A 24,163-nucleotide genomic window follows, 5' to 3' on the forward strand; every position below is an offset into this window, starting at 1 on the left:
CGGGCCCGGCGCGGGGGCGGGGGCGCGGCGCCGCCCCCCCCCCCCCCCGCCGGTAAAGGGCGGCCTACCCCATACCGTGAGAGGCGTGCTCCCGGCGCCTTTCTTGCGGGACGCCGGCCCGCTGTCTTGCGACCCATTCCGTGTTTCGTCTCTTCCAAGGAGGATCCCCCATGAGGAAGTGCGCCGTGGCGTTCCTGGCCCTCTTTCTGCTTGCCGCGGGAAACGCGTCGGCGGCGACGGTGTTCCAGGACAACGTGGAGGGGGGAGTGGGCGGGTGGACGACTTCCGGGTTGTGGCAACAGGTGACGACCGGGTCTTCGTGTCGCGAGGCCAACAGCGGCAACGCAAGCTGGTACTACGGAACCGGGGCTTGCAACTTCGACGTGGGCACGAACTCCGGCTCGTTGACGAGCTCGGCGTTCACGATTCCCGCCGGGCACGACGTCGTGCAGTTGAGTTTCTGGTCCTGGTACGAGACAGAGACTACTGGAACCAGTTGGGACCGGCGCATTGTGCAGATTTCCGTGGATGGGGGGCCTTTCGAGAATCTGATACAGTTTTCTGGTGACACTATGAGGAAGTGGAGCCAGAAGACTCTGGACCTTACCGCCTACGCGGGCAGGTCGGTCCAGATTCGCTTCTTCTTCAACACGGTCGATAGTATCGCAAACAACTACCGGGGTTGGTACGTGGACGACATCCTCGTGTATACGGCGGAGGCCGGCTACGTGTTCGAGCCGGCGGAGTTCGAGTACGTCGACATCGCGAATCCCGCCAACCGCCTCGCGTCCGTATCCAGCTGCGATGACTGCGGCCAGCAGGTGGGCATGGGGTTTTCGTACCCCTTCTTCGGCAACCTCAAGTCGAGCGCCTGGGTAAGCTCCAACGGCTTCGTGTCGTTTAGTGGCACTTCCATTGGCACATTTGGGAATCACCCCATCCCGACGTCCTCCACCCCCAACGACCTTCTCGCCCCGTTCTGGGACGATCTCCACACGGGATACAGCGGGAATGCCAATATCTACGCCGCCACCCTGGGCGCCTCTCCCAACCGCACTTTCGTGGTGCAGTATGAAGACGTGGATTTCTTCGGAAGCGGTGCAGGAGGCGGGCAGCTCAACTTCCAGGCGGTGCTCTCGGAGGCCGACGGTTCCATCACGTTTCGGTACCTGGACATGCTCAGGGCAAACCCTGGTCGCGGGGGCGGGAATTCGGCCACCATCGGCATCGAAAACGCTGGTGGAACGGGCGGGCTCCAGTACTCGTACAACCAGGTGAGCGTGGCCGACGGCATGGCGCTTCGGATGGTCTCCGTCAATCCCGACAGTGACGGGGACGGCCTGCCCGATTGGTGGGAGTTCCTCTACGGTACGGATCCCTTCGATCCCAACGCCCCCGTGCTCACCGAGGACGTGGACGGGGACGGACTCAACTGGTGGGAGGAGTTCCAGGCCGGTACGAATCCCCTCGACCCGGACACCGACGGGGACGGCCTCCTCGACGGCGAGGAGATCGCCCTCGGAACCAACCCCCTCAACCCCGATACCGACGGCGACGGGATGCCCGACGGGTGGGAGGTCGGCCACGGCTTCAACCCCCTATCGCCCGGGGACGCTCCCCTGGATGCCGACGGAGACGGCCTGACGAACCTCCAGGAGTACATCTTCGGGACCGACCCCTGGAACCCCGACACGGACGGGGACGGCGTCCGGGACGGCGACGAGGTGGCCCTGGGGACCAATCCCACTATCCGGGAGCCCACCACGGTGGTCCAGGAGGTGGGGCCGTGGACTCGGGTCGGCACGGCCTACGTGAGCTTCGACGTGCCCTTCGTGCAGCCGGGCACCACCGGGTTCCGGGTGTACTACGCCGCCTCGTCGCGGCCGACGGTCTGGGACTATGAAGCCTCTTTCGACATTCCGGTTTCGGATCGCAGCACAATCATCGATCAGAAGTGGCACGGCATGCCGGGGGTGCCGATGGTGTTCCTCCGGGTGGCGCCGATCCGGGTGCTGGCGGGGCGCACGTACGTGGGCCACCCGACGGAGGAGGTGGCCACCTTCTTCGCGGGTTCGGAGCCCAGCAAGACCGGGGGGCCCGCGCAACCCGGCGACGGCGCCGGGGTGCTCGACGACAGCGACGACTCGGACGACCTGTGGGGCTTCTGTTTCGTGCAGGCGCTGGGCGCCGGCCAGGCCGGCCTGGTGGGAGCGTTCGGTGCCCTCGGCGGGCTGGCAGGGGCTTTGGGGACAGCGTGGGCGTGGCGCAGGAGCAAGCGCAAGCCGTGATCTTTGAACGGGTGCAGGGGATCGCGCGGGCGGGAGCAGGGCTCCCGCCCGTTTTCTTCGCCGCGCTCGGGGTGCTCCTGGGCGTGGGGCTCCTCGCCGCCGCCTGCGGAGGAGGGGGCGGGGGCGGGCGCCCGGAGTGGGCGGTGTACCTGTACGTGAACGGGGACAACGACCTGGCCGACGCGGCCCGGGCCGACCTGGACGAGATGGCGCAGGCCGGGTTTTCCGAGTCGGTGGCGGTGGTGGCCCAGGTGGACCTGCCGGGGGTGCCGACCCGGCGCTACCGGCTCGTGCCCGGCGGGTTCGCGCTCGTGGAGGACCTGGGGGAGCGCGACATGGCCGCCCCCGAGACGATCACGGAGTTCGTGGCCTGGGCCGAAACCGCCTTTCCCGCCCGGAAGCGGGCGCTGGTCCTGTGGAACCACGGAAACGGCTGGGACCAGGCCGACGGCCCGAGCCCCCCGTCTCCGGCCGCCGGCCGGAGGGCGGGGTCGATCCTCCACGAGCGACAGGGGGATGACCGGAGCCCCTTCTTGGCCAACCACCGGGTGCGCGGGGCGGTCGAGGCGGCCGGGGTGCGCCTCGACCTGCTGGGCCTGGACGCGAGCATCATGGGCACTCTGGAGGCCCTGTACGAGTTCCGCAGCCTCGCGCCGGTGCTGGTGACTTCGCAGGAGGTCGGGCAACTGGACGGCTGGGACTACACCGCCGTCCTGGGGCGGCTCTTCGCGGCGCCCGAGATGGATGGGGAGGAGCTGGGCCGGGTGATCGTGGAGGCCTACGAGGCGTTCTTCGAAGAGGTCTTCTACCCCGCCAACCCGATCTACGAGCAGCGGCACACGGTTGCGGCCCACCGGACTGCCGTGCTCGAGGAGATCGCTTCCGAAGTGGATGCCCTGGGCGCTCGGCTCGCCGCGGGCCTGGAGGATCCCGCCCTGAGGAGCGGGGCGGTGGAGGAGATCGCTGCGGCCCGCGCTGCGGCCCAGGCCATCGACCGGGAAGCCCAGCCCAACGTCTACGTGGACCTGGTGGACCTGGCCCGGCGCCTGGAGCCCGACTCCCCCCTCCCCGGTCTCGTGGCGGAGGCGACGATCGCCGACTACCGGGGGCGCGACCGCCCCAACGCCCACGGCATCTCCCTCGTGTTCTATGCCCCCTCGCCCCTGGAGCCGGACGTCCTGCCCATCACCTACGACCCCAACTACCGCTGCTATGACCCCGGCACCCACACCGGCAACGCCGGGGAGTTCCTGTGCCGGTTCGGGTGGGATGGGTTTCTCGACGCGTACTACGAGGCCGCGGGCTTGTTGTGAGCGCCGGGGCTGATGGGATCGAAGGCCGGGGGATCGCGCATGGGCTCTCTTCGGGGGATCTCCAGCTCCACTCCTCCCAGAACCTCGAAGCGGCGGTGAATCTGTGCCGCCAGGTTGAGCGAGACCTCCTCTGGGTTGGCGAGCGCCGTGCGCAGGATCTCGCGCGCCTGGTCCTCCATCGACCGCCCCTCCAGGGCAGCCTGGAGCCGCAGCCTACCCTTCAGGCTTTCGTCCAGATTGCGGATCGTTATACTGGCCATGTTAGGGCACCTCCGTCAGCCGTGTCTGGAGCGTAGTCAATGATTGCGCACCCGTCAATCCCTGCGAAACGGCGTGACGTGGTCGTGCAGGATCGGATGACGCGGCGGTGGAAGGCGGCCAGGGGAAGCGAGGAAATGGTGCTCTTTGGGCGTAAGCCGGGAGATGGGATGCCATGCTGCCGGTCGTCGTGAACTTCGCCCCCACGGGGATGATTCCCACCCGGGCCATGACGCCCCACGTGCCGCTTTCCGCAGCGGAGGTGGTGGAGGACGTGCACCAGGCCGTCGAGATCGGCATCACCATGGTCCACCTCCACGCCCGGGACGAGGTCACCGGGGAGCCCACCTGGAGGGCGGAGGTCTACGGCCGGATGATCGAGGGGATCCGGCGCTTCGCACCGGACCTGGTGGTCTGCGTCTCCCTGAGCGGCCGCACCTTCGGGGAGTTCGAGCGCCGCGCACAGCCGCTTCGGCTCGACGGGGCGCTCAAGCCCGACCTGGGGAGCCTCACCCTGAGCTCGGTCAACTTCAACCGGGAGGCCAGCGTCAGCACCCCGGCGATGATCCAGGCCCTGGCCGAAGAGATGAACCGCCGCGGGGTGCTGCCCGAGCTCGAGGCCTTCGACGCCGGGATGATCAATGCGGCCAAGTACCTGGAGCGCAAGGGGCTGCTCGTTCCTCCCCACTACTTCAACCTGCTCCTGGGAAACGTGGCCGGGGCCCAGGCGGATCTGCTGCATGCCGGGATGATGGTGCGGGACCTCCCGGCCGGGTCTGTGTGGAGCATGGCCGGCATCGGCGACGCGCAGCTTGCCGTCAACGCCATGGCCGTGGCTGGGGGGGGAGGGGTGCGGGTGGGGCTCGAGGACAACCTCTGGTACGACCGGGACCGCACCCGCCTGGCCACCAACGCCGACCTCCTGCGGCGGGTGCATCGGCTGGCAGAGGCCAACGAGCGAGGGGTGATGAAGCCGGGAGAGCTGCGCACCCTGTTGAAGCTGGAGCCGGGGCACGGGCGCTACGGGCGGCTCCCGCCCGGCGGACCCGGTGGGAGTGGAGAAGCCCGTGGGTGAGGGGCTGCGGGGGTACCTGGGCCACCTGGGGCGCAAGGCGCGCTACGGCGGCCTTCCCCGGCTCCTGGTGGACGGCCTCGCTCTCCTCGGAATCACGGTGCGGCCCTTCTACCTGCACCGGGAGGGGCTCTCCCTGGCCGGTCTTCGGGTTTTCGAGGAGGAGCTGGCGCCGCTCGGCGTGGGCTTCCTCGGCCCGGGCGACATGCCGGCCCTGGGGGAGCTTCCCGGGCGCAGCCTCCCCGCGCCGGCCCTCCTCTCGCGCCTGGAGCGGGGGCAGCGGTGCCTGGGCGCCCGGTGGGAAGGCCAGGTCGTCGCGTTTACCTGGTGCGATCTGGAGCGCTGCCATTACGAAGGTTGCTCGTTTGCGCTGGGGCCGGACCAGGCCTACCTCTTCGACGCCTACTGCGCTCTGGAGTGGCGGGGCAGGGGCCTGGCTCCGTACCTCCGCTACCGTGCCTACGGGGAGCTCGAGGGGCTCGGCCGCACGGAACTCTTCAGCATTACCGACGCGTTCAACGTGTCGGCCCTGCACTTCAAGGAGAAGCTTCGGGCCCGCCCCGTGCTCCTGGGGCTCCAGGTGAAGCTGTGGGGCCGGATGTGCCGCACCCGGGTCCTCAGGCGGTATCCGGGGGGCGCTCCTCCGGACCCCGGTCGGGCCGCCACGCCGTAGGGAGATCGAGCCGGGCTCTCCCTCTTTCCTGGGCCACGGCCTCCACAGGAAGCTTTCCCCGGCCGCTCGGCAGGTCGACGACATAGGGGGGAGGCGCCCCACGGCCTGCTTCCCGCACGATCCCCCTTCCTCGCTCCATGGACACCCGAAACGACCGATTCCCCGGGGCGCGATCCGGGTGGTGGAGGTAGCGGGGCCGGATGCCGGCCGCGCGCAGGCCTTCCCACAGGGCGGCCAGGGTGGCGGGGTCGTCGTTGACCCCGGCCAGAAGGACCGACTGGGCTTCCACGGCGATGCCCGCCGCCCGGAGGCAGCCCACCGCGGCCAGGAGGGGCTCCCAGAGCTCGGCGGGGTGGTCCAGGTGGAGGACGACCGTGAGGGGCAGGGGTACCGCCGCCAGGCAGGCCGCCAGCCGGGACGTAACGCGCCGGGGAAGCACCACCGGGGCCCGCGTGTGGATACGCCAGCGGCGAATGGAGGGGATCGCCGCGAGGCCACGGCCGATCTCGGCGAGCTTGCGGTCCGGCAGGGTGAGGGGGTCGCCCCCGGAGAGGACGACCTCCTCCACCTCCGGGCGCTTGGCGAGCCAGGCGAAGATGCGGGCCCACTCCTCGGGCCCCGGACGGCCGCGGCTCCCGGGGGGCTCTCCCCGGCGGAAGCAGAAGCGGCAGTAAAAGAAACACCGGGCGGCCGCCAGCACGAGCACCCGGTCCGGGTACTTTTGGAGCAGAAAGGGCAACGGCGCACACCCCGCCTCGCCCACGGGGTCGGCCAGGGCGTCGGGGTCGGGCTCGCCCTCCGAAGGGTGGAAGTCCCCCATCCGGAGCAGCGGGCTGTTCGGCCCCAGGGACTCGGCCAAGGCCCGGTAGGCCCGGGGCCAGCGGACGGGGAGGGGGCTGGGGGAGGCAGGCAAAGGGCTAGAGCCCGAAGTTGTAGAGGACGGACTTGCGCACCACGGGCGATTCCTCGGATCGCCTTTCCGAGCCCCGTTCGGTGAGCTACCGGGTGGGGAGGAAGTCGAGCAACCGAAGGATGCGGGATGCGCGGAACGCCCTGTGGCGGTCGGGATTCCCCTCGTGCACACCTCCCAGGGAGCCGAGGGGGCGGGGGGGCGGGAAGCGGATTGGGACATGCGCTTCATTTTGACAGAAGGCCCAAAAAAGTCTATTCCTATTGCCCTTTCCCAACCCGACAGCCTGGCGCAGGCAGGAGCGGCAGCGATGTACAAGGCCGGTGATCTGAAGAAGGGGCTCAAGCTGGAGATCGACGGCGAGCCCTACGTGATCGAAGAGTTTGAGTTCTCCAAACCCGGCAAGGGGCAGGCCCTGTACCGGTGCCGCATGCGCAACATGATCAGCGGCAACCGGTTCGACCGCACCTACCGTTCGGGCGACAGCTTCAAGCCCGCCGCCCTCGAAGAGCGCAAGATGACCTACCTGTACAACGACGGGCACTTCTACACCTTCATGGACCAGGGCACTTACGAGCAGCACCAGCTCACCGCCGAGCAGCTCGGGGACGACGTGCACTTCCTGATGGACAACCTCGAGGTGGCGGTGCTCCTCTTTCGCGACCGGCCCATCGGGGTCACCCTGCCCAACTTCGTCGTCCTCAAGGTCGCCCGCGCCGACCCCGCCGCCCGGGGCGACACCGCCACCAACGTGACCAAGCTCGCGGTCATGGAAAACGGCTACGAGCTCCAGGTACCGGCCTTTGTCGCGGAGGGGGAGAAGATCCAGATCGACACCCGCACGGGGGCGTACGTGACGCGGGTGAAATAGCGGGCCCGGAGAGGGGCGTAATGGGACCTATGGGACGAATGGGACCTATGGGTGGAAAAGGCGCCGATGGGGGGCGAGGGTGGTTCTCCTGTCCATGGGTCCCACAGGCCCCATGAAGGACAGGCCAGAGCGCCCGCTTCGCAACCTCGAGCTTCGCGCCCGAGTCCTCCAGGGGGTTCGGGCCTTCTTCGCCGAGGGGGGGTTCCTCGAGGTCGAGACCCCCCACCGCATCCCGGCCAACGCGCCCGAGCCCCACATCGACGCCGTGCCTTCGGGGGAGTGGTACCTGCACACAAGTCCCGAGCTCGCCATGAAGCGGCTCCTGGCGGCGGGGTACCCCCGGATCTTCCAGATATGTCGGTGCTGGCGGGAGGGCGAACGGGGGGAGCGGCACCTGCCCGAGTTCACCATGCTCGAGTGGTACCGGGCCCACGCCGACTACCGGGCTCTCATGGAGGACTGCGAGGGGCTTCTCGGGTTCCTGGGGTTCGCGGCCGGGGCCAAACCACCCTGGCCCCGCATCGCCGTGGCCGAGGCGTTCCGACGGTGGGCGGGCACCACCCCGGAGGAAGCGCTGGAGGCCGGTTCCTTCGACGAGCTCGTGGCCTTTCGGGTGGAGCCCGCCCTGGCTTCTCTCGGCACCCCGGTCTTCCTCGTGGACTACCCGGGGCCGTGCGCGGCCCTGGCCCGAAGAAAGCCCGGTCGGCAGGAGCTGGCGGAGCGCTTCGAGCTCTATGCCGGGGGGCTGGAGCTCGCCAACGGTTTCTCCGAGCTCACGGACCCGGCGGAGCAGCGGGAGCGGTTCGAGGTCGATCGGGGCGCGCGGCTCCGTTCGGGCCGCGACCCCTACCCCGTCCCGGAGCCCTTCCTGCGCGACCTCGCCCGCATGCCGCCCTCGGCCGGCATCGCCCTGGGGGTGGACCGGCTGGTGATGCTGCTCGCCGGCGCCGGGACGATCGACGAGGTGGTGGCGTTTTCGCCGGAGGAGTTGTAGGGGGGGCCGGGGCTTGGGTGTCATGGGACTTATGGGACCCATGGGACCTATGGGTGGAAAAGAACGGGACGAACGGGACTCGAAAGTCCCGTTCGTCCCATCGGTCCCCGTGGTCCCGCGGAGGCCGGCTCAGGGCTCGGCCACCTGGTTCCGTGCTATTTCTTTGCGTACCCCACGCCCTGGAGGGCTTCCTCGATCTCGCCCAGGGTGGCGGGGTCGTCGATGGTGGAGGGGGCGCGGTACTGCTCGCCGTCGGCGATCTTGCGCATGGTGCCGCGCAGGATCTTGCCCGAGCGGGTCTTGGGCAGCCGTTTGACGATCATGGTCTCCTTGTAGCAGGCGATGGCGCCGATCTGGTCGCGGATCATCTGGACGAGCTCCTTCTTGAGCTTGTCCTCGGCGATGTCCGCACCGGCCTTGAGCACCACGAACCCCACGGGAACCTGCCCCTTCAGGTTGTCGCCGGCGCCGATGACCGCGCACTCGGCCACCGCCGGGTGGGTGGCGAGGATCTCCTCCATGCCGCCGGTGGAGAGCCGGTGGCCCGCCACGTTGATCACGTCGTCCACCCGGCCCATGATGTACACGTAGTTCTCGTCGTCCAGGTAGCCGCCGTCGCCCGTGAAGTAGTAGCCCGGGAATGGGTCGGTGTAGGACTCCTTGAAGCGTTGGTCGGCGTTCCACAGGGTCGGCAGGGTGCCGGGGGGCAGGGGCAGCTTGACGACGACGATCCCCTCCTGGTTGGGCCCCTGCACCTGGCCCGAGTCGCTCAGCACCCGCACGTCGTAGCCGGGAACGCCCTTGGTGGGGGAGCCCGGCTTGATGGGGAACTTCTCGATCCCCATGCAGTTGGCGGCAATGGCCCAGCCGGTCTCGGTCTGCCACCAGTGGTCCACCACGGGCCGCTGGAGGAGATCGGTGGCCCAGTGATAGGTGTCGGGGTCGGTGCGCTCGCCGGCGAGGAAGAGGTACTTGAAGCGGGCGAGATCGTACTTCTTCAGGTACTCGCCCTTGGGGTCCTCCTTCTTGATGGCTCGGAAGGCGGTGGGCGCGGTAAAGAGCACCTTGACGCCGTGCTGGCTGATGACCCGCCAGAAGGCCCCGGGATCGGGGGTTCCAATCGGCTTGCCCTCGTAGCAGATGGTGGTGCAGCCGTAGATGAGAGGCGCGTACACGATGTACGAGTGGCCCACGACCCAGCCCACGTCCGAGGCGGCCCAGTACACGTCGCCCGGTTCCACGTCGTAGACATACTTCATGCTCCACGCCAGGGAGACGGCGTGGCCGCCGTTGTCGCGGACGATCCCCTTGGGCAGGCCCGTGGTGCCCGAGGTGTAGAGGATGTAGAGGGGGTCGGTTGCCTTCACGGTGACGCAGGGCGCGGGCTCGGCCTTGGCCATGAGCTCGTCCCAGTCGAAGTCGCGCCCGGGGGTAAGCTCGGCCTTTACCTGGGGGCGGGCGAGCATGACGCACTTTTCGGGCTTGTGCTTGGCGAGCTCGATGGCCTTGTCGAGCATGGGCTTGTAGGCCAGCACCTTGGCGCCCTCGATGCCGCAGGAAGCCGAGACGATGACCTTGGGCTTGGCGTCGTCGATGCGCACGGCGAGCTCGTTGGGGGCGAACCCCCCGAAAACCACCGAGTGCACCGCGCCCAGGCGCGCGCACGCCAGCATGGAGACCACCGCCTGGGGTACCATGGGCATGTAGATGATCACGGTGTCGCCCTTGCCCACCCCGAGCCCCCGGAGCACGCCGGCAAACCGCGCCACCTCGTCCCGGAGCTCGCGATAGGTAAACTTCTGCACCTGGTTGGTGACGGGGCTGTCGTAGATCAGGGCGACCTGGTCGGCCCGGCCCCCCTCCACGTGCCGGTCCAGGGCGTTGTAGCAGGTGTTGAGCTCGCCCCCGACGAACCAGCGGTAGAACGGAGGGTTGGAGTCGTCGAGCACCTTGTCCCACTTCCGGGACCAGGCAATCGCCTCCGCGGCCTCTCCCCAGAAGCCGTTGGGATCTTGCAGACTGCGGCGAAACACCTCGTCGTAGCGTCCCATGCCCTCCTCCTCTCGAGCGCTGTGTTGAGAAACCCGGGCCCAAAACAAACGATGTGTCATGCTAGCGGAAGGATTTCACCGGTGTCAACCGGCCAAGAGACGGCTGCCCTCGGGCGCTGGCCGAGCCTCGCCCGGTATTGGCAGACCCGTTTTGGAGGGCGGGTGGAGCGGGTGGGGCTCGATGCCGGGCTGTCGTGTCCCAATCGGGACGGGACCGGAGGAAGCGCTGGGTGCGCCTTCTGCGATCCCGTGTCCTTTGCCCCCTGCGCCGGTGACGAGCGACCCGTTTCGGAGCAGCTCGCAGCCGGCCTTGCACGCCTCGAGCGCCGCGGGGTCAGGCACGCCGCGGCCTACTTTCAGCCCCACACCAATACCTACGCGCCCCTCGCGGTGCTCGAGGGGCTCTGGTCCTCCCTGCTTCCGTTTCCCGAGGTGGTGGCGCTGTGCGTGGGCACCCGCCCGGACTGCGTGCCGGACCCGGTCCTGGAGCTCCTGGCCCGGTATCGGGAGCGCTGGGAGGTGTGGCTGGAGCTCGGGCTCCAGAGCGCGCGGGACGACACCCTGGCCCGGCTCGGGCGGGGCCACACGGCCGCCCAGTTCGCGGATGCCTGCCGGCGCGCCCGGGCCCGAGGGCTCATGGTCTGCGCCCACGTGATCCTGGGGCTTCCGGGGGAGGGTCCCGAGGACGAGGCGCGTACCGCCGCGTTTCTGGCGGACCTGGGAGCGGAAGGGGTAAAGCTCCACCACCTGGCGGTGGTGCGGGGCAGTGCCCTGGAGCTTTCGTGGCGCGGAGGAGACCTTCCCCTCCTGGAAGAGGCACAGTACGTCGCACGGGCGGCGGCCTTCGTGGCGGCCCTCCCTCCCCGCACCATCCTCCACCGCCTCGTGGGGGATACCGCAGGGGATCGGCTCCTGGCCCCGCGATACGACAAGGCGCGTGCCATTCGCGGGATCCGCCAGGCGCTGGGGTAAAGCAAAAGCCCCCGTGGCTCTTGCCGTGGGGGCTTTCTTTGGATGGCGGTCCCTACGGGATTTGAACCCGTGTCGCCGACGTGAGAGGCCGGTGTCCTAGGCCGGGCTAGACGAAGGGACCGATTCTTGTCCTGGCTGGGGGAGAAGGATTCGAACCCTCATAAACAGATCCAGAGTCTGCTGTCCTACCATTAGACGATCCCCCAGCGACTCAGGAGTGCAGGTTTATACTGGACCGGTTTGCCAGTGTCAAGCAGGAACCTGAGGCTGCCCGGGGCTTCCGGGGCCTATGCCTGCGCCGCTCCCGGAGCCGCCTCCGGCCTTACTGCCACCGCTCGGGGTAGAGGAAGCGGCTCAGGTGCTCCACCGCCTCGGCCACCCGGGGGCCGGGGCGGGAAAACAGGGTTTCGTCCACGATCAGGACCCGACGGGTCCGAGCGGCCCGGAGCAGGCGCAAGTGGGCGCGGTCGGCCAGGGCGGGGGGCTTTCGGTTCATGGGGCCCTCCTGGACGACGTACACGTCGGGGTCCAGGCGCAGCAGGGCCTCCACGTCGAAGAGCAGGAGCTTCTTGTCGCTCTCCACGGCGTTGATGCCCCCCGCCCGGCGGATCACCTCGTCCACGAGCCCGCCCGTTCCCGCCACGGTCAGCGGCTCGGCCCGCACCTCGAAGACCACCCGGGGCCGGCGCCCGGGCGTGCCGATCCGCTCCGCGACCCCGGCCAGGCGCTCCCGGAGCCGGGCCACCAGGGCGGCTCCCTCGGCTTCGCGGCCGCACAGGGCCCCGAGACGGGCGATCACGGTCTCCAGGTCGCCGATGCCCCCCGGGTCGAAGGCGGCCACGGGCAGGCCCCGGGCCCGAAGCGCCGAGAGGGCCTCTTGAGACGCCCGGCCCCCCCGGCTCACCACGAGGTCGGGCCGCCGGGCCAGCAGGTGCTCCACGTCGGGCCGGAGGCCCGTGCCCACCGAGGGCAGCGCGGCCACCTCGGGAATGGTGTCGTCGTTGGAGGTGCGGGCCACCAGGGCGCCGCCCATCCCGAGCTCCCAGAGGAGCTCGGTGAAGGCGCCGTAGAGGGATACCACCCGGGCGGGCGGGGCCGGGAGGCACACCTGGGCGCCCGTGTCGTCGGTGACGCACGCGGCCCGGGAGGGCTCCGCCCCGGCGCCGAGGAGGGCCGCCCCGAAGGTGACGGCGAGGACGAGGGGCACTACGAGGCGGGCCGTGGGCACGGCGGCTCCTATCTCCCCCCTCCGCTCCGGGGCAGGAACACCGCGTGGGGCCGGCCGGTGGCGGGGTGGGTGAAGACCTCCACGGGCGTCTCGTACACGGTCTCGATGACCTCCCGGGTGAAGACCTCCGCCGTGGGGCCGTCGGCGCGAATCCGCCCGGCCCGCAGGAAGATGAGGCGGCGGCAGTAGAGGGCGGCGAGGTTGAGGTCGTGCATCACGGCGAGGACCGTAACGCCCAGGGCGTTCCAACGGGTGAGGAGGTCGAAGGCGTCGATCTTGCGGTGTACGTCCATGGCGGCGGTGGCTTCGTCCAGGAGGAGCAGGGGCGCCTCCTGGGCCAGCGCCCGGGCCAGGATCAGGCGCTGGCGCTCGCCCCCGGAGACCTGGGTGACGAGGCGCCCGGCAAGGGCGGCGGTGTCGGTTTCCACCAGGGCGCGCTCCACGCAGGCCAGGTCGGCGGCCGACTCCCGGGCGAAGCGGCCGAGCCGCGGGTAGCGCCCCATGAGCACCACCTCGAAGCCGGTGAAGGGGAAGGGGATCTCCGTGGACTGGGGCACCACGGCCGCGGTGCGCCCCAGGTCCCGGGGCCGGGCGTGGGCCACGTCCACCCCGCCCACCGACACGGTGCCCGCCTCGGGGCGGAGCACGCCCGAGAGCACCCGCACCAGGGTGGACTTGCCGCAGGCGTTGGGGCCGAGCACCCCCACAAAGTCGCCCCGGGGCACGTCGAGGGTCACGTCGTGGAGCACGCGCTCCCCGCCGTAGCCGGCCCCCAGGCCGGTCACCCGGATCACGACCGGCCCCGGCGGGCAAGGGGGTCGAGCCGCAGCAGCCAGCAGAAGAAGGGGCCCCCCAGGAGCGCCGTGACCACCCCCACGGGGAGCTCCTCCCCCCGGGGCAGGAGGGTGCGGGAAAGGGCGTCGGCCAGGGTGAGGAGGACCCCGCCGCCCAGGAACGACGACACCAGGAGCCGCCGGTGGGAGGGTCCGAGCACCATCCGCAGCAGGTGGGGCACCACCAGGCCCACGAACCCGATGACCCCGCTCACCGAGACGCACGCGCCGGTCAGGAGCGACGCGGCCACCAGGAGCACCCGGCGCACCCGCCGCGAGTCCACCCCCAACTGGCGCGCCCCCTCGTCGCCGAGCACCAGGAGGTCCAGATCCCGGCCGAGCCACAGGGCGGCCAGGAGGCCCGCGGCCACGTAGGGAGCACAGAAGGCCACGTGGCCCCAGCCGCGCCCCGAGAAGCTCCCCATGATCCAGAAGACGATGGAGGAGACGCTCTCCTCGTTGAGGCTCTTGAGCAGGCTGATGCCGGCGGAAAGCGTGGTGCTCACCACGATCCCCGCCAGGATGAGGGTTCCGCTGCCGGAGTAGCCCCGCCCCGCCGCGAGCAGGTGCACCGCCCCCAGGGCAAGGAGCGCCCCGGCGAAGGCCGCGGCGGGCAGGAGGCCGAGGCCCAGGGCCGTGTAGCCCCCGAGGCCGAGCAGGATCGCCACGCTCGCTCCCAGGGCCGCCCCGGAGGACACGCCCACCGTGTAGGGGTCGGCCAGGGGGTTGAGGAGAATGCCCTGGAATACGACCCCGGCGGTGGCGAGCCCCCCGCCCACCAGGGCCGCGAGCACCACCCGGGAAAGGCGCACGTTGAGGAGGATGGCACGGTCCACCTCGTCCAGGGTTGGTGCCGCGAGCCCCAGGGACTCCGCCCCTGCGCGGAGCAGGTGGCTCCAGCCCAGGCCCGAGGAGCCGATGCCGGAGGCCCAGACCAGGCACAGGGGCAGGAGGGCCGCCAGCGCCCAGGGGAACCACCCGTGGGAGCGGCCCCGGCGGACGGAAGAGGCGGGCGGGGCAGGGGTGCGGCTCACCGGTTCGAACCGCCCCGGCGCACGACGAAGAGGCTCATGTACTCGGTTCCGGCAGCCCGCGCGGCGTCGGTGCCGCGCAGGAGGCGGGCGTCGGATCGCGTGCAGCGCAGGGCGTACAGGGCTTGGGGACCTCTCCCCCGGGCGTCCAACACGTCGCAGACCTCGGCGAGCTTCCGGTAGGGTTTGAGGACCACCACGTTTTCCGAGAGCTCCAGCGCCTGGGCCAGGCGCCCCGCCCCCCGGGCGGCGCTCACCACCGTGAGGCTCTCGTCCCCTTCCGCCAGGGGTTCCACCGCCGCGGCGGCAGCCGCCGCAAAGGAGGTGATGCCCGGGACCACCTCCACCGGCACGTCGGGGGAAATCTCCCGCAGGGCCCGGAGGAGGTAGGTGAAGGTGGAGTAGGTCATGGGGTCGCCCAGGGTGAGGAACGCGGCCGAGGCCGGCCGGCGCAGCACGCCGAGCACGCGCTCGGCGTTGGCCCGGTGGGCCGCCCCGCTCGCCACCCCCTCGAAGGTGTGTTCGAAGGGCAGGGCGATCACCTCGCTGCCCGGCGGCAGGTGGGGGGTGGCGATCTCCAGGGCCAGGCTCCGCCCCGACCGAGCCTGGGCCGAGGTAAAGACCACGTCGGCCTGCCCCAGCACCCGGGCGGCCTTGAGGGTGAGGAGCTCCGGGTCTCCGGGACCCACGCCGATGCCGTACAGTGTGCCGATGCGCAAAGGGGTACCTTTGGGTGCGGGTTGCGCGTTGCTCGTTGCGCGTTGCTGGTTGGGGCGGTGAGCCGCCCACTGTCCGTGCCGGTCCGTGCTCGTCCGTGCCCCCTGCTGCCCTACGCCGAGGCCCGGCGCACGCTCCACACCGCCAGGGCGAAGAACAGCGCCGCAAAACCCGCCAGCACCGCCACGTGGAGCAGGGGCACGGGGCGACCCAGGGCCACGGCCCGGATGGCGAGGCTCGAGTGGGTCAGGGGCAGGAGCCATGCTGCGGCCTCGGCCCACCCGGGGAGGCGGTCCAGGGGGAAGAAGGTGCCGCAGAGAAACGACATGGGCACGATGAAGAAGGTGTTGATGTGCCCCTGGTCCGCGTGGCTTCGCACCACCATGGCCGCGGCCACCGCGGCCGAGGCGAAGGCGAAGGTGTGGAGGCCGAAGAGCCCCAGGGCCGGGGCGCTGAGCGGCAGGCTCGCCCCGAAGGCAAAGGCCAGCACGTACACCACCGCGGCGGCGGCGATGCCCCGGAGCATGCCGTAGAGCACCTCGCCCAGGGCGATCTCCCAGGCCGGCACCGGGGCCATCTGGAACTCCTCGAAGATCCGCCAGTAGAACCGGGAGATGTTGATCTCGGTGGCCGTACCGTAGCTCTGGGTCATGGCGGCCATGGTGGCGAGGCCCGGCAACATGAAGGCCAGGTACCCCACTCCCTCCATCTCCACGTGGCGCCCCACGCCCCACCCGAACACCACCAGAAAGAGCAGGGGGGAAACCGTGTAGGAGGCCAGGTGCTTGGTCCAGCGGCGCCGGTAGATGCGCAGCTCCCGGAAGAGGACCCCCCGAACCCCTGCCAGGGCGGTCACGGACCCACCCGGCGGCCGGTGCGGGCCAGGAACAGGTCTTCCAGGTTGGCACGGCGCAGGGCGGCCCCCTCCCCGGCGCGCTTGAGGTGCGCCAGCGCGGTCTCCCGGCTCGGAAAGAATCGGCTCGCCGTGCCGTCCGGTCCGGGCAGGTCCACCGCGTGCTCCCCCAGCGCCTCGATGAGCTCCCGGGGCCCGCCCTCCTCGATGAGGCGGCCCCGGTCCAGGATGCCCACCCGGTGGCACAGGAACTCCGCCTCCTCGATGTAGTGGGTCGTCAGGAGCACCGTGACCCCCTCCCGATTGACCGAGCGGATGAGATCCCACAGACTCCGGCGCGCCGCCGGGTCGAGCCCTACGGTGGGCTCGTCGAGGAAGAGGGTGCCGGGTCGGTGGAGCAGGGCTCGCAGGATCGTCACCCGCCGCTTCATGCCCCCCGAGAGGGTGCGCCCGAGGCTCCCGGCCCGCTCTGCGAGGCCCCCGAAGGCGAGGAGCTCCGCGATGCGCGCGCGGCGCTCCGCCCGGGGCATGCCGTGGAGGATCCCGTGGAGCTCCATGCTCTCCCGCACCGTGAGGTCCGGATCGAGGTTCACGTGCTGGCTCACGACCCCCAGCCGGCCCTTGGCCGCCACCGGGTCGCGCGCCACGTCCGTTCCGGCCACCCGGGCGGTGCCGCCCCCCGGCCGCGTCACGCCGGTGAGGATGCGGATCGCGGTGGTCTTGCCGGCGCCGTTGGGCCCCAGGAGGCCGTAGATCTCCCCCGGCGCGACCGCGAGGTCCAGCCCTTCGAGGGCCCGAATCGATCCATAGGCCTTGATGAGACCCCGGGTCTCCACGGCCGGAGGGCACGCAGGGGCCGAAGCGGGGTGCGGCTCCGGGGGAGCATCGGGCAAGGCGGGAGAGGGGATGGCCACGGCGTTTCTCCACACCCTCGGGTCGCCGGTGGCATCCCGGACGCCGGGGGCAAAAAAGCCCATTCCCGCAAGGGGAATGGGCTTCCCGTTTTCGAAGCGCATACCGGTTCCCCAACTCTCCCACGCCCGGAGAGGCGGTCGGGGCAGGTCCGGACGGCAGGTCTTCTGGCTCGCGAGTCGTCCTCGGGGCCGCCTTCCCAGCCGTTGCCGGCCAGTGGCTCTTGGGCCCTTCGTCCTCGCTTACAGCGGCGGGTCCGCGGGGGATTTGCACCCCACTTCCCTTTTGCAGCCCCGAGGGGCACCGTCGGACGAAAATTGTTCCTGACGTGTACCCCCGGGGGCCGCCCCCTGTCAATGGGCGATCGCAACATGGGCGATCTCGAACCCGTTGGCGAGGTTGACGGATTCCCGGGCCCCGTGGTAGATAAACCCTTCCAAAATACGGCGTTTTTTGCTTCTTCCCCCACAGCGCAACTGTCAATTCAGAGAGGGTGCCATGGAGCTCTACGAAGCCATCCGGAGCCGGCGTTCAGTCCGCACCTACGCCGCCGACCCGATCCCCGAGGCGGTGCTCGACCGCCTGCTGGAGGCCGCCCAGTGGGCGCCGAGCTGGGCCCATACCCAGTGCTGCGAGGTGGTGGTGGTGTCCGACCCGGCTGTGCGGCAGGCACTGCAAGCGACCCTGGCGCCCACGAACCCGTCGTATCGTGCGATGGGGGAGGCACCCCTGGCTGTCGCCTTCTGCGGGCGCAAAGGTCGCGCCGGCTTCAAGAAGGGAGAAGCCACTACGCCCCGAGGGGAGTGGCTGCTCTTCGACGTGGCCCTCGCCATGGAGAACTTCATGCTGGCCGCCCGGGCCGAGGGGCTGGGCACGGTGTGCGTGGGGCACTTCGATGCCGCTGCGGCAGCCCGGGCGCTCCACGCGCCGGCCGACGTGGAGGTGGTGGCGCTGACCCCCCTGGGGTATCCCGTGGGAGAGACGAAGGCCCCACCGCGCAAGGAGCGGGCCCAGTTCGCCCGCTGGAACCGATACCCCCCCGCGTGACAGGCATCTTGAGGGCGCCCCGGGCGCCCTCAAGATGTTGGAGGAGACGATGATCGACCTGCACACCCACACGCTCTTTTCCGACGGGGAGCTCGTGCCCTCCGAGCTGATCCGGAGGGCCCAGGCGGCCGGCCTGCGGGCCATCGCCCTCACCGACCACGCAGACATGTCCACCTTCCAGGAGATCCTTCCCCGGGTAATCCGGGCCTGCGAGGAAAACGCCCGCCTGCGACCCATCCGGTGCCTGCCCGGTATCGAGCTTACCCACGTTCCCCCTGCGCTGATCGGCCGGTACGTGGCGGAGGCTCGGGAGCTGGGGGCACGGATCGTGATCGTCCACGGGGAGAGCCCGGTGGAGCCCGTGGAGCCGGGAACCAACCGGGCCGCCATCGAGGCGGGAGCCGACGTGCTCAGCCACCCCGGGCTCATCTCCGAGGAGGAGGCCCGGCTCGCGGCCGCGGCGGGCGTGCATCTGGAGATCACCGCCCGCAAGGGCCACAGCCTCACCAACGGGCACGTGGCGGCCCAGGCGCGCAGGACTGGGGCGCCCCTGGTGCTCAACACCGACGCCCACGCTCCGGGAGACCTGATCTCCGAGGGGTTTGCCCGGGTGGTGGCCCGGGGCGCCGGGCTCGCCGACGCCGAGTACGCCGGCCTGCGCCGCAACATGGAGCGGTTGGCGGGGCTGGGGGAGGCGGCCCCATGAGCGGCCACGCGGCCCGCTCGGCCACCGGCCGGCTCATCCGGGGAATCCGCGCCGGGGGCGCGGCCCTCGGGGCGCTGCTCCTGGCGCTGGGCGCCCCAGGGTGCGCATCGCTCTCGGGGGAGCGGGAGGCCGCCGAGGCGCCCCGCCCGCCCGCACCGGCCTGGGCCATGGAGGGAGGCGACCCCGGCCGCGCTTCCCGGGCTCCGGCCCTCGTCCGCCCGGAATGGCGGCCCCACGCCCTGATCCCGCTTCGGGAGCGGATGGGCTACCACCCCGAGGAGTACGCCACGCCGCTCCTCATCGGGAACGTGGCCTACGTGGGCCACTCCGGCCGGGCCTTCGAGGCCCTGCGCCTGGACGGGACCCGGGTCTGGAGCTTCCCCACCGGCGGGCGGGTGTACGGCACCGCGGCCTACGCCGGGGGGCTCCTGGTGTTCGGCGACGACCAGGGCACGGTGCGGGCCCTGGACCTCGCGGGCCGCGAGGTGTGGACCTTTGCCGCCGGGTATCCGGTGGTGTCGAGCCCGCTCGCGGCGGGCGACCGGGTGTACGTGCCGGTGGCGGATCAGAACGTCTTCTGTCTCGAGGCCGCCACCGGCCGGCCCCTGTGGCAGTATGGCCGCCGGTTCCCCCGCCGGGACAGCCTGTGGCGGAGCCTGGGGCTGGCCTTCGGGGACGGCCGGGTCTACGCCGGCTTCGCGGACGGCTCGGTGGTCGCCCTGGAGGCCGACCTGGGGCGGGTGGTCTGGCGCGCCGAGGTGGGCGTCCCGGCGCTCTTCGGCGACGTGGCCGCCGGCCCGTCGTTTCGAGACGGCCGGGTGTACGCGGGGGTCTTTCGGGGCCCGGTGGTGTGCCTGGATGCCGGCACCGGCGCCGAGGTGTGGCGCCAGCCGGTGGAGGCCGCCGCCGGGTTTGCCCTGGGCGACGAGCGGCTGTATGTGGGCACGGCGGGAGGAGGGCTCGCGGCCCTGGCCCTCGCGGACGGCGCGGTGCTCTGGGAGGCACCCCTGGACGGGGGCGCCCCCACCGCGCCGGTGCTCGCGGGGGAAACGATAGTGGTGGGCGCCTCGGAGGGGAGCCTGTTGGGCATCGACGCGGCGAGCGGCGCGGTGCGGGCGCGTTTTGCGCCGGGCACGGGCCTGCACGGCCAGCCCCTGGTGTTCGAGCACGGGGTCGTGTTCCTCTCCGACGGCGGTGCCCTCCACGTGCTGAGGTAGGCCATGGGGCTGAGCGGAAAGCTTCTCGGCGCGGGCATCGGGTACTTTCTGGGGGGACCCCTGGGCGCCGTGCTGGGCGGGGTGATCGGTCACTACATCAAGGACGCCACCCCGGGCCCGGTGCAGGCCCCGCCCTGGCCGGGGGGCGAGGGCCGTTTCGAGTCGGGCTTCGAGGCCGACCCGCGGGTGCGGCAGCAGCAGCAGGAGCTGTACTTCGTCGCAAGCCTCGTGGGCATCCTGACGGCGGTGATGAAGGCCGACGGCGACGTGCGCCCCGAGGAGGTGCGCGCGGTGCGCACCTTCTTCTCGGATCGCCTGGGGTACCGGGGGGAGTCCCTCGAGATCGTCCGCGAGCTCATCAAGCGCTTCCTGCGCGAGGGGGTGGACCTGGAGGCCCTGTGCCTCGACGTCTCCCGGCGCTCCGACTACGCCAGCCGCCTGCTCCTGGTGGAGTGCATGCTCGACGTGGCGCTGGCCGACGGCCACCTCACTCCCGAGGAGGAGGCGGTCTTCGACCGGGCCGTGCGGTTCCTGGGAATCGCCCCCGGGGATCTCGCGAACCTGCGCGCCCGCGGCCGCCCCCACGCCGACTTCGACGTGTTGGGCGTTCCGCCCTCGGCGGGGCAGGAGGACGTGAAGCGGGCCTACCGGGAGCTCGCAAAGAAGTACCACCCGGACCGGGTTACCCACCTGGGGGACGAGTTCCGGGAGCTGGCCCACCGCAAGTTCCTCGAGGTCCAGCAGGCCTACGACCGCATCCGCGCCGCCAAGGGCTGGAGCTAGCCCCCCTTCCGTGAGCGGGTTCACCGATTCGCGACGGGCGGCCGCTTCTGCCCACGGGGAAGTCCATGTTTCGAGCATTGCTCCCGCGCCTGCGCAAACTCCCGATCCGCTACAAGCTCCTACTCACGTACTCGGTGATCTTCGTCGTGCTGGTCACGGCAGGGGGGGCGTTCTCCTACTCGGTGGTCCGGCGCGCGGTGGAGCACGGCATCGAGAGCGAGCTCCGAAACGCAACCGCCACCCTGCTCCACCTGGTGCGCACCTCGGTCACGAGCTCGATTCGCAACTACCTGCGGGCCATTGCCTACCGCAACCTGGAGATCACCGAGCACTTCTACGAGCGGTACCAGGCCGGCGAGCTCACCGAGGAGGAGGCCCAGGCCCGGGCCGCCGAGGTCATCCTCTCCCAGAAGATCGGGACCACCGGCTACGTGTGCTGCCTCGACAGCCAGGGCCTGGTGCTGGTCCACCCCAAGACGCCGCTGCTCCAGACCAACCTCTCCGAGTACGGGTTCGTCCAGGAGCTCAAGCAGCGCAGGGAAGGGTACCTGGAGTACGAGTGGCAGAACCCGGGGGAGGAGGCGCCCCAGCCCAAGGCCATGTACATGGCCCACTTCGCCCCCTGGGACTGGATCATCATCGCGTCTTCCTACCGCAACGAGTTCCTCGAGCTCGTCAACGTGGACGACTTCAAGGAGAGCGTGCTCTCCCTCACCTTCGGCCAGTCCGGCTACTCCTACGTGGCCGACCGGCAGGGCAACGCGGTGATCCACCCGAAGTTCGAGGGCTCCAACATCTACGGACAGCGGGCGGTGCCGAGCGAGTTCTTCTCCGAGATGCTGGAGAGCCGCAGCGGCAAGATCGTCTACGCCTGGAAGAACCCGGGGGAGGAAGTTCCCCGGAAGAAGCTCGTGCTCTTCAACCACATCCCCGAGTTCGACTGGATCGTGGCCTCCTCGAGCTACCTGGAGGAGGTCTACGCCCCCTTGATCGAGGTGCGCAACTGGTTCGTCCTGGCGATCCTGGGCGCGCTTGTCCTGGTGCTCCCCGTGACCCTGCGGCTGAGCTCCTCCATTACGGACCCGCTTCGCAGGCTCATGGGGCGCCTGTCCCAGGAGGCGACCGGGGACCTGGGGCTTCGGGCCGAGCCCGGCTCCGCCGACGAGGTGGACCAGCTGGGGCGGTACTTCGACGCCTACCTGGAGCGCCTCCAGGAGTACAGTGCCAGCCTGCGGGCGGAGATCGCCGATCGCAAGCACGCCGAAGAGGCCCTGCGGGAGTCGGAGGAGCGGTACCGGTCGGTGATGGAGGCGGCCCCCGACCCCATCGCCGTCTACGACATGGAAGGACGGGTGGTCTACTTCAACCCCGCCTTCACCCGGGTCTTCGGCTGGGAGCTGGAGGGGTGCCTGGGCAAGAGGATGGACCTCTTCGTGCCCGATGACTGCTGGCCCGAGACCCGCCGGGGCATCGAGCGGGTGCTGGCGGGCCAGACCATCGCGGGGGTGGAGACCCGCCGCTACACCCGGGGAGGAAAGACGATCCACGTCTCCATCAGCGGCGCCACCTACCGGGACCGCCACGGGGCCCTGGCCGGCAGCGTCATGATCCTGCGGGACACCACCGAGCAGGTGGCCGCCCAGCGGGCCCTCAAGCTCTCGGAGGAGATGCTCTCCAAGGCCTTCAGCTTGAGCCCCAACGCCATCGCCATCGCCACCCTGAAGGACCGGCGCCTGCTCAACGTCAACGACACCTTCCTGCGCATGACGGGCTACGAGCGCCACGAGGTCCTGGGGAAGTCGCCCCGGGAGCTCCACCTCTTCTTCGGCCTGCGCGAGGGCCAGCGGCTCCTCTCCGACCTGGTGCGCCGCGGGCGGGTGCGCAGCCGGGAAGTGCCCTTCCGCACCCGGTCGGGGGAGCGCCGCCTGGGCCGCGTCAGCGCCGACCTCATCGAGATTCGGGAGGAGCCCTGCCTGCTGGCCACTACGGAGGACATCACCGAGTGGCGGCGGCTGGAGCGGGAGGTCATCGAGTCCGGCGATCTGGAGCGGCGCCGGATCGGCCAGGAGCTCCACGACGACCTGGGCCCGCACCTCATCGGGATCGAGGTCCTGGGCAAGGTGCTCCAGCGCAAGCTCGAGCAGCCCCCGAGGGAGGAGGCCGCCTACGCCCAGCGGATCCGGGACCTCATCGCCCAGGCGACCCACAAGACCCGCGCCCTGGCCCGGGGGCTGTGCCCGGTCCACCTGGCCGACACGGGGCTCGCCTTTGCCCTGCAGGAGCTCGCCGAGAACACCCGCAGCATCTACGGGCTCTCGTGCAGCCTGAGCACTCCGGGCGAGGTGCGGGTGGAGGACAACTCGGTGGCCACCCAGCTTTTCTACATCGCCCGTGAGGCCGTCCACAACGCGGTCAAGCACTCGGGGGGAAAGAGCGTCGACATCGGTCTGGACGAGCGCGACGGGCGCTTGCACCTCTTCGTGGCGGACGACGGTGCCGGGATGGGCGAGGGGGCCGGGACCGGAGGGGGAGGGGGGATGGGCATGCGGATCATGGCCTATCGCGCCCGCATGATCGGCGCGGCCCTGGAGACGGAGAGCCGTCCCGGGCAGGGGACCCGCGTCTCGGTCTCCCTGCCCCTGGAGGTCTGCCTCCCCGAGGTCCCCCCAGAGGAGGCCGTGGCATGAAGGGGCGCCGCCGGATCTTCGTGGTGGAGGATCATCCCATCTTCCGGCTGGGGCTTCGGGAGCTCCTGGAGGAGGAGAGCGACTTCATCGTGTGCGGCGAGGCCGACGACATCGGCAGCGCCCTGGAGGAGATTGCGCGCACCAGCCCGGACCTGGTGATCGTGGACCTCTCCCTCAAGGGGCGCAGCGGCATCGACCTCCTGCGGGACCTGCGGGCCCGGTACCGGGACCTGCCGCTGCTGGTGCTTTCCATGTACGACGAGGCCCTCTACGCCGAGCGGGCGCTGGCCGCGGGGGCCCGAGGCTACATCATGAAGCAGGAGACCTCCGACTCGATCGTCCACGCCGTGCGACGGGTGCTGGAGGGCAAGGTCTACCTGAGCGAGCGGGTGGTGGGCGACCTGGTGGGGAAGCTCCTCCATGGTGGAGGGCCCGGGGGCGGGCCTGGGGACCGCAGCCCCCTCGAGCGCCTTACCGATCGGGAGCTCGAGGTCTTCCGCCTCATCGGCAAGGGGTGCACCACCGGCGACATCGCCGAGCGGCTCCACCTGAGCGCCAAGACCATCGGCACCTACCGGGAGCGGATCAAGGAAAAGCTCCGCCTGAAGAACGCCGCGGAGCTGACCCTGCACGCCATCCGGCTCGCCGGCGCGGACTGAGGGCGAGCCCCCTCCAGAATTCCCGAACCCGCTCTCCGCCCAGACGGCGGATCCAGGTCTGCACCTGGGCTGGACGGCGCCGACGCCG

22 protein-coding genes, 2 tRNA genes and 1 riboswitch are annotated in these 24,163 nt (G+C 70.6%); of the genes, 13 read left to right on the forward strand and 11 right to left on the reverse strand.

Annotated features, from left to right (window positions below):
- Nucleotides 1-170 precede the first annotated feature (170 nt).
- Nucleotides 171-2,288 (forward strand): hypothetical protein, encoded by a 2,118-nt coding sequence (locus AB1578_01205; protein ID MEW6486517.1) that lies wholly within the window; start codon nt 171-173, stop codon nt 2,286-2,288.
- Nucleotides 2,285-3,601 carry a clostripain-related cysteine peptidase gene (locus tag AB1578_01210; GenBank protein MEW6486518.1) on the forward strand — a complete coding sequence of 439 codons (1,317 nt, stop codon included), beginning with the start codon at nt 2,285-2,287 and terminating at the stop codon, nt 3,599-3,601. Before AB1578_01205 ends, AB1578_01210 begins: the two co-directional genes overlap by 4 nt.
- On the opposite strand, the gene AB1578_01215 is transcribed toward AB1578_01210, so the two are convergent.
- Nucleotides 3,577-3,861, reverse strand: a complete 285-nt coding sequence (locus AB1578_01215; protein MEW6486519.1) for a plasmid stabilization protein — start codon at nt 3,859-3,861, stop codon at nt 3,577-3,579. The genes AB1578_01210 and AB1578_01215 overlap by 25 nt on opposite strands.
- Before the next feature lie 173 nt (nt 3,862-4,034).
- On the opposite strand from AB1578_01215, the gene AB1578_01220 reads away from it, so the two are divergent.
- Nucleotides 4,035-4,934 (forward strand): 3-keto-5-aminohexanoate cleavage protein, encoded by a 900-nt coding sequence (locus tag AB1578_01220; protein ID MEW6486520.1) that lies wholly within the window; start codon nt 4,035-4,037, stop codon nt 4,932-4,934.
- Entirely contained in the window at nt 4,927-5,604 is a 678-nt protein-coding gene (locus AB1578_01225; protein ID MEW6486521.1) for a hypothetical protein, read from the forward strand. The genes AB1578_01220 and AB1578_01225 overlap by 8 nt, the downstream gene beginning before the upstream one ends.
- Here AB1578_01225 and AB1578_01230 read toward each other — a convergent pair.
- Nucleotides 5,549-6,424, reverse strand: coding sequence for a radical SAM protein (locus tag AB1578_01230; protein MEW6486522.1), 876 nt, complete (start codon nt 6,422-6,424; stop codon nt 5,549-5,551). The genes AB1578_01225 and AB1578_01230 overlap by 56 nt on opposite strands.
- Before the next feature lie 400 nt (nt 6,425-6,824).
- On the opposite strand from AB1578_01230, the gene efp reads away from it, so the two are divergent.
- Entirely contained in the window at nt 6,825-7,385 is a 561-nt protein-coding gene (gene efp, locus AB1578_01235) for an elongation factor P (GenBank protein ID MEW6486523.1), read from the forward strand.
- Between the two features lie 112 nt (nt 7,386-7,497).
- Nucleotides 7,498-8,379, forward strand: a complete 882-nt coding sequence (epmA, locus tag AB1578_01240; GenBank protein MEW6486524.1) for an EF-P lysine aminoacylase EpmA — start codon at nt 7,498-7,500, stop codon at nt 8,377-8,379.
- Between the two features lie 155 nt (nt 8,380-8,534).
- Here the strand turns inward: epmA and AB1578_01245 are convergent, their stop codons facing one another.
- The gene (locus AB1578_01245) at nt 8,535-10,490 is read right to left on the reverse strand and encodes a propionyl-CoA synthetase (GenBank protein ID MEW6486525.1); all 1,956 of its coding nucleotides are present in this window, start codon (nt 10,488-10,490) and stop codon (nt 8,535-8,537) included.
- Nucleotides 10,491-10,511: 21 nt separating this feature from the next.
- Here AB1578_01245 and AB1578_01250 point away from each other — a divergent pair, with 21 nt between their 5' ends.
- Nucleotides 10,512-11,402 carry a TIGR01212 family radical SAM protein gene (locus tag AB1578_01250; protein ID MEW6486526.1) on the forward strand — a complete coding sequence of 297 codons (891 nt, stop codon included), beginning with the start codon at nt 10,512-10,514 and terminating at the stop codon, nt 11,400-11,402.
- A gap of 43 nt (nt 11,403-11,445) precedes the next feature.
- Here the strand turns inward: AB1578_01250 and AB1578_01255 are convergent.
- From AB1578_01255 to AB1578_01290, 8 genes are all read right to left on the reverse strand, one after another.
- Nucleotides 11,446-11,523 (reverse strand) — tRNA-Glu (locus AB1578_01255).
- Between the two features lie 11 nt (nt 11,524-11,534).
- A tRNA-Gln gene (locus AB1578_01260) sits at nt 11,535-11,608 on the reverse strand.
- 116 nt (nt 11,609-11,724) lie between these two features.
- Nucleotides 11,725-12,630, reverse strand: a complete 906-nt coding sequence (locus tag AB1578_01265) for an ABC transporter substrate-binding protein (GenBank protein MEW6486527.1) — start codon at nt 12,628-12,630, stop codon at nt 11,725-11,727.
- 8 nt (nt 12,631-12,638) lie between these two features.
- A complete protein-coding gene (locus tag AB1578_01270) occupies nt 12,639-13,424 on the reverse strand; it encodes an ABC transporter ATP-binding protein (protein MEW6486528.1) in 786 nt (261 codons plus the stop codon).
- Entirely contained in the window at nt 13,421-14,497 is a 1,077-nt protein-coding gene (locus tag AB1578_01275) for an iron ABC transporter permease (protein ID MEW6486529.1), read from the reverse strand. The genes AB1578_01270 and AB1578_01275 overlap by 4 nt, the downstream gene beginning before the upstream one ends.
- Nucleotides 14,494-15,213, reverse strand: a complete 720-nt coding sequence (gene cobI, locus AB1578_01280) for a precorrin-2 C(20)-methyltransferase (GenBank protein ID MEW6486530.1) — start codon at nt 15,211-15,213, stop codon at nt 14,494-14,496. Before cobI ends, AB1578_01275 begins: the two co-directional genes overlap by 4 nt.
- 110 nt (nt 15,214-15,323) lie before the next feature.
- Nucleotides 15,324-16,067 (reverse strand): ABC transporter permease, encoded by a 744-nt coding sequence (locus AB1578_01285; GenBank protein ID MEW6486531.1) that lies wholly within the window; start codon nt 16,065-16,067, stop codon nt 15,324-15,326.
- A complete protein-coding gene (locus AB1578_01290; protein MEW6486532.1) occupies nt 16,064-17,080 on the reverse strand; it encodes an ABC transporter ATP-binding protein in 1,017 nt (338 codons plus the stop codon). The genes AB1578_01285 and AB1578_01290 overlap by 4 nt, the downstream gene beginning before the upstream one ends.
- Nucleotides 17,081-17,115: 35 nt before the next feature.
- Nucleotides 17,116-17,299, reverse strand: a riboswitch (cobalamin riboswitch).
- 175 nt (nt 17,300-17,474) lie between these two features.
- On the opposite strand from AB1578_01290, the gene AB1578_01295 reads away from it, so the two are divergent.
- The 6 genes from AB1578_01295 (at nt 17,475) to AB1578_01320 (ending at nt 24,075) form a co-directional block, all read left to right on the forward strand.
- Entirely contained in the window at nt 17,475-18,023 is a 549-nt protein-coding gene (locus AB1578_01295) for a nitroreductase family protein (GenBank protein MEW6486533.1), read from the forward strand.
- 49 nt (nt 18,024-18,072) lie between these two features.
- Nucleotides 18,073-18,729, forward strand: coding sequence for a histidinol phosphate phosphatase domain-containing protein (locus AB1578_01300; GenBank protein MEW6486534.1), 657 nt, complete (start codon nt 18,073-18,075; stop codon nt 18,727-18,729).
- Complete coding sequence (locus AB1578_01305) at nt 18,726-19,946, forward strand: PQQ-binding-like beta-propeller repeat protein (GenBank protein ID MEW6486535.1); 1,221 nt, start codon at nt 18,726-18,728, stop codon at nt 19,944-19,946. Before AB1578_01300 ends, AB1578_01305 begins: the two co-directional genes overlap by 4 nt.
- A gap of 3 nt (nt 19,947-19,949) precedes the next feature.
- Complete coding sequence (locus AB1578_01310; protein MEW6486536.1) at nt 19,950-20,729, forward strand: TerB family tellurite resistance protein; 780 nt, start codon at nt 19,950-19,952, stop codon at nt 20,727-20,729.
- Nucleotides 20,730-20,794: 65 nt separating this feature from the next.
- Nucleotides 20,795-23,416: a cache domain-containing protein gene (locus tag AB1578_01315; GenBank protein ID MEW6486537.1), complete on the forward strand. Its 2,622-nt coding sequence runs from the start codon at nt 20,795-20,797 to the stop codon at nt 23,414-23,416.
- Nucleotides 23,413-24,075 (forward strand): response regulator transcription factor, encoded by a 663-nt coding sequence (locus tag AB1578_01320; GenBank protein ID MEW6486538.1) that lies wholly within the window; start codon nt 23,413-23,415, stop codon nt 24,073-24,075. The genes AB1578_01315 and AB1578_01320 overlap by 4 nt, the downstream gene beginning before the upstream one ends.
- Nucleotides 24,076-24,163: the final 88 nt, after the last annotated feature.

It is taken from the genome of Thermodesulfobacteriota bacterium, from assembly GCA_040756475.1.
In the GTDB taxonomy this organism is placed as follows: Bacteria; Desulfobacterota; Deferrisomatia; order Deferrisomatales; family JACRMM01; genus JBFLZB01.

What these genes read in the sequence shown, in the direction of transcription:
- efp (MEW6486523.1), top strand. Translation starts at nt 6,825, where the DNA reads ATGTACAAGGCCGGTGATCTGAAGAAGGGGCTCAAGCTGGAGATCGAC.
- AB1578_01320 (MEW6486538.1), top strand. Translation starts at nt 23,413, where the DNA reads ATGAAGGGGCGCCGCCGGATCTTCGTGGTGGAGGATCATCCCATCTTC.
- AB1578_01295 (MEW6486533.1), top strand. Translation starts at nt 17,475, where the DNA reads ATGGAGCTCTACGAAGCCATCCGGAGCCGGCGTTCAGTCCGCACCTAC.
- AB1578_01245 (MEW6486525.1), bottom strand. Translation starts at nt 10,490, where the DNA reads ATGACACATCGTTTGTTTTGGGCCCGGGTTTCTCAACACAGCGCTCGA.
- AB1578_01310 (MEW6486536.1), top strand. Translation starts at nt 19,950, where the DNA reads ATGGGGCTGAGCGGAAAGCTTCTCGGCGCGGGCATCGGGTACTTTCTG.
- AB1578_01305 (MEW6486535.1), top strand. Translation starts at nt 18,726, where the DNA reads ATGAGCGGCCACGCGGCCCGCTCGGCCACCGGCCGGCTCATCCGGGGA.
- AB1578_01205 (MEW6486517.1), top strand. Translation starts at nt 171, where the DNA reads ATGAGGAAGTGCGCCGTGGCGTTCCTGGCCCTCTTTCTGCTTGCCGCG.
- AB1578_01315 (MEW6486537.1), top strand. Translation starts at nt 20,795, where the DNA reads ATGTTTCGAGCATTGCTCCCGCGCCTGCGCAAACTCCCGATCCGCTAC.
- AB1578_01290 (MEW6486532.1), bottom strand. Translation starts at nt 17,080, where the DNA reads ATGCGCTTCGAAAACGGGAAGCCCATTCCCCTTGCGGGAATGGGCTTT.
- AB1578_01230 (MEW6486522.1), bottom strand. Translation starts at nt 6,424, where the DNA reads ATGGGGGACTTCCACCCTTCGGAGGGCGAGCCCGACCCCGACGCCCTG.
- AB1578_01215 (MEW6486519.1), bottom strand. Translation starts at nt 3,861, where the DNA reads ATGGCCAGTATAACGATCCGCAATCTGGACGAAAGCCTGAAGGGTAGG.
- AB1578_01220 (MEW6486520.1), top strand. Translation starts at nt 4,035, where the DNA reads ATGCTGCCGGTCGTCGTGAACTTCGCCCCCACGGGGATGATTCCCACC.
- epmA (MEW6486524.1), top strand. Translation starts at nt 7,498, where the DNA reads ATGAAGGACAGGCCAGAGCGCCCGCTTCGCAACCTCGAGCTTCGCGCC.
- AB1578_01300 (MEW6486534.1), top strand. Translation starts at nt 18,073, where the DNA reads ATGATCGACCTGCACACCCACACGCTCTTTTCCGACGGGGAGCTCGTG.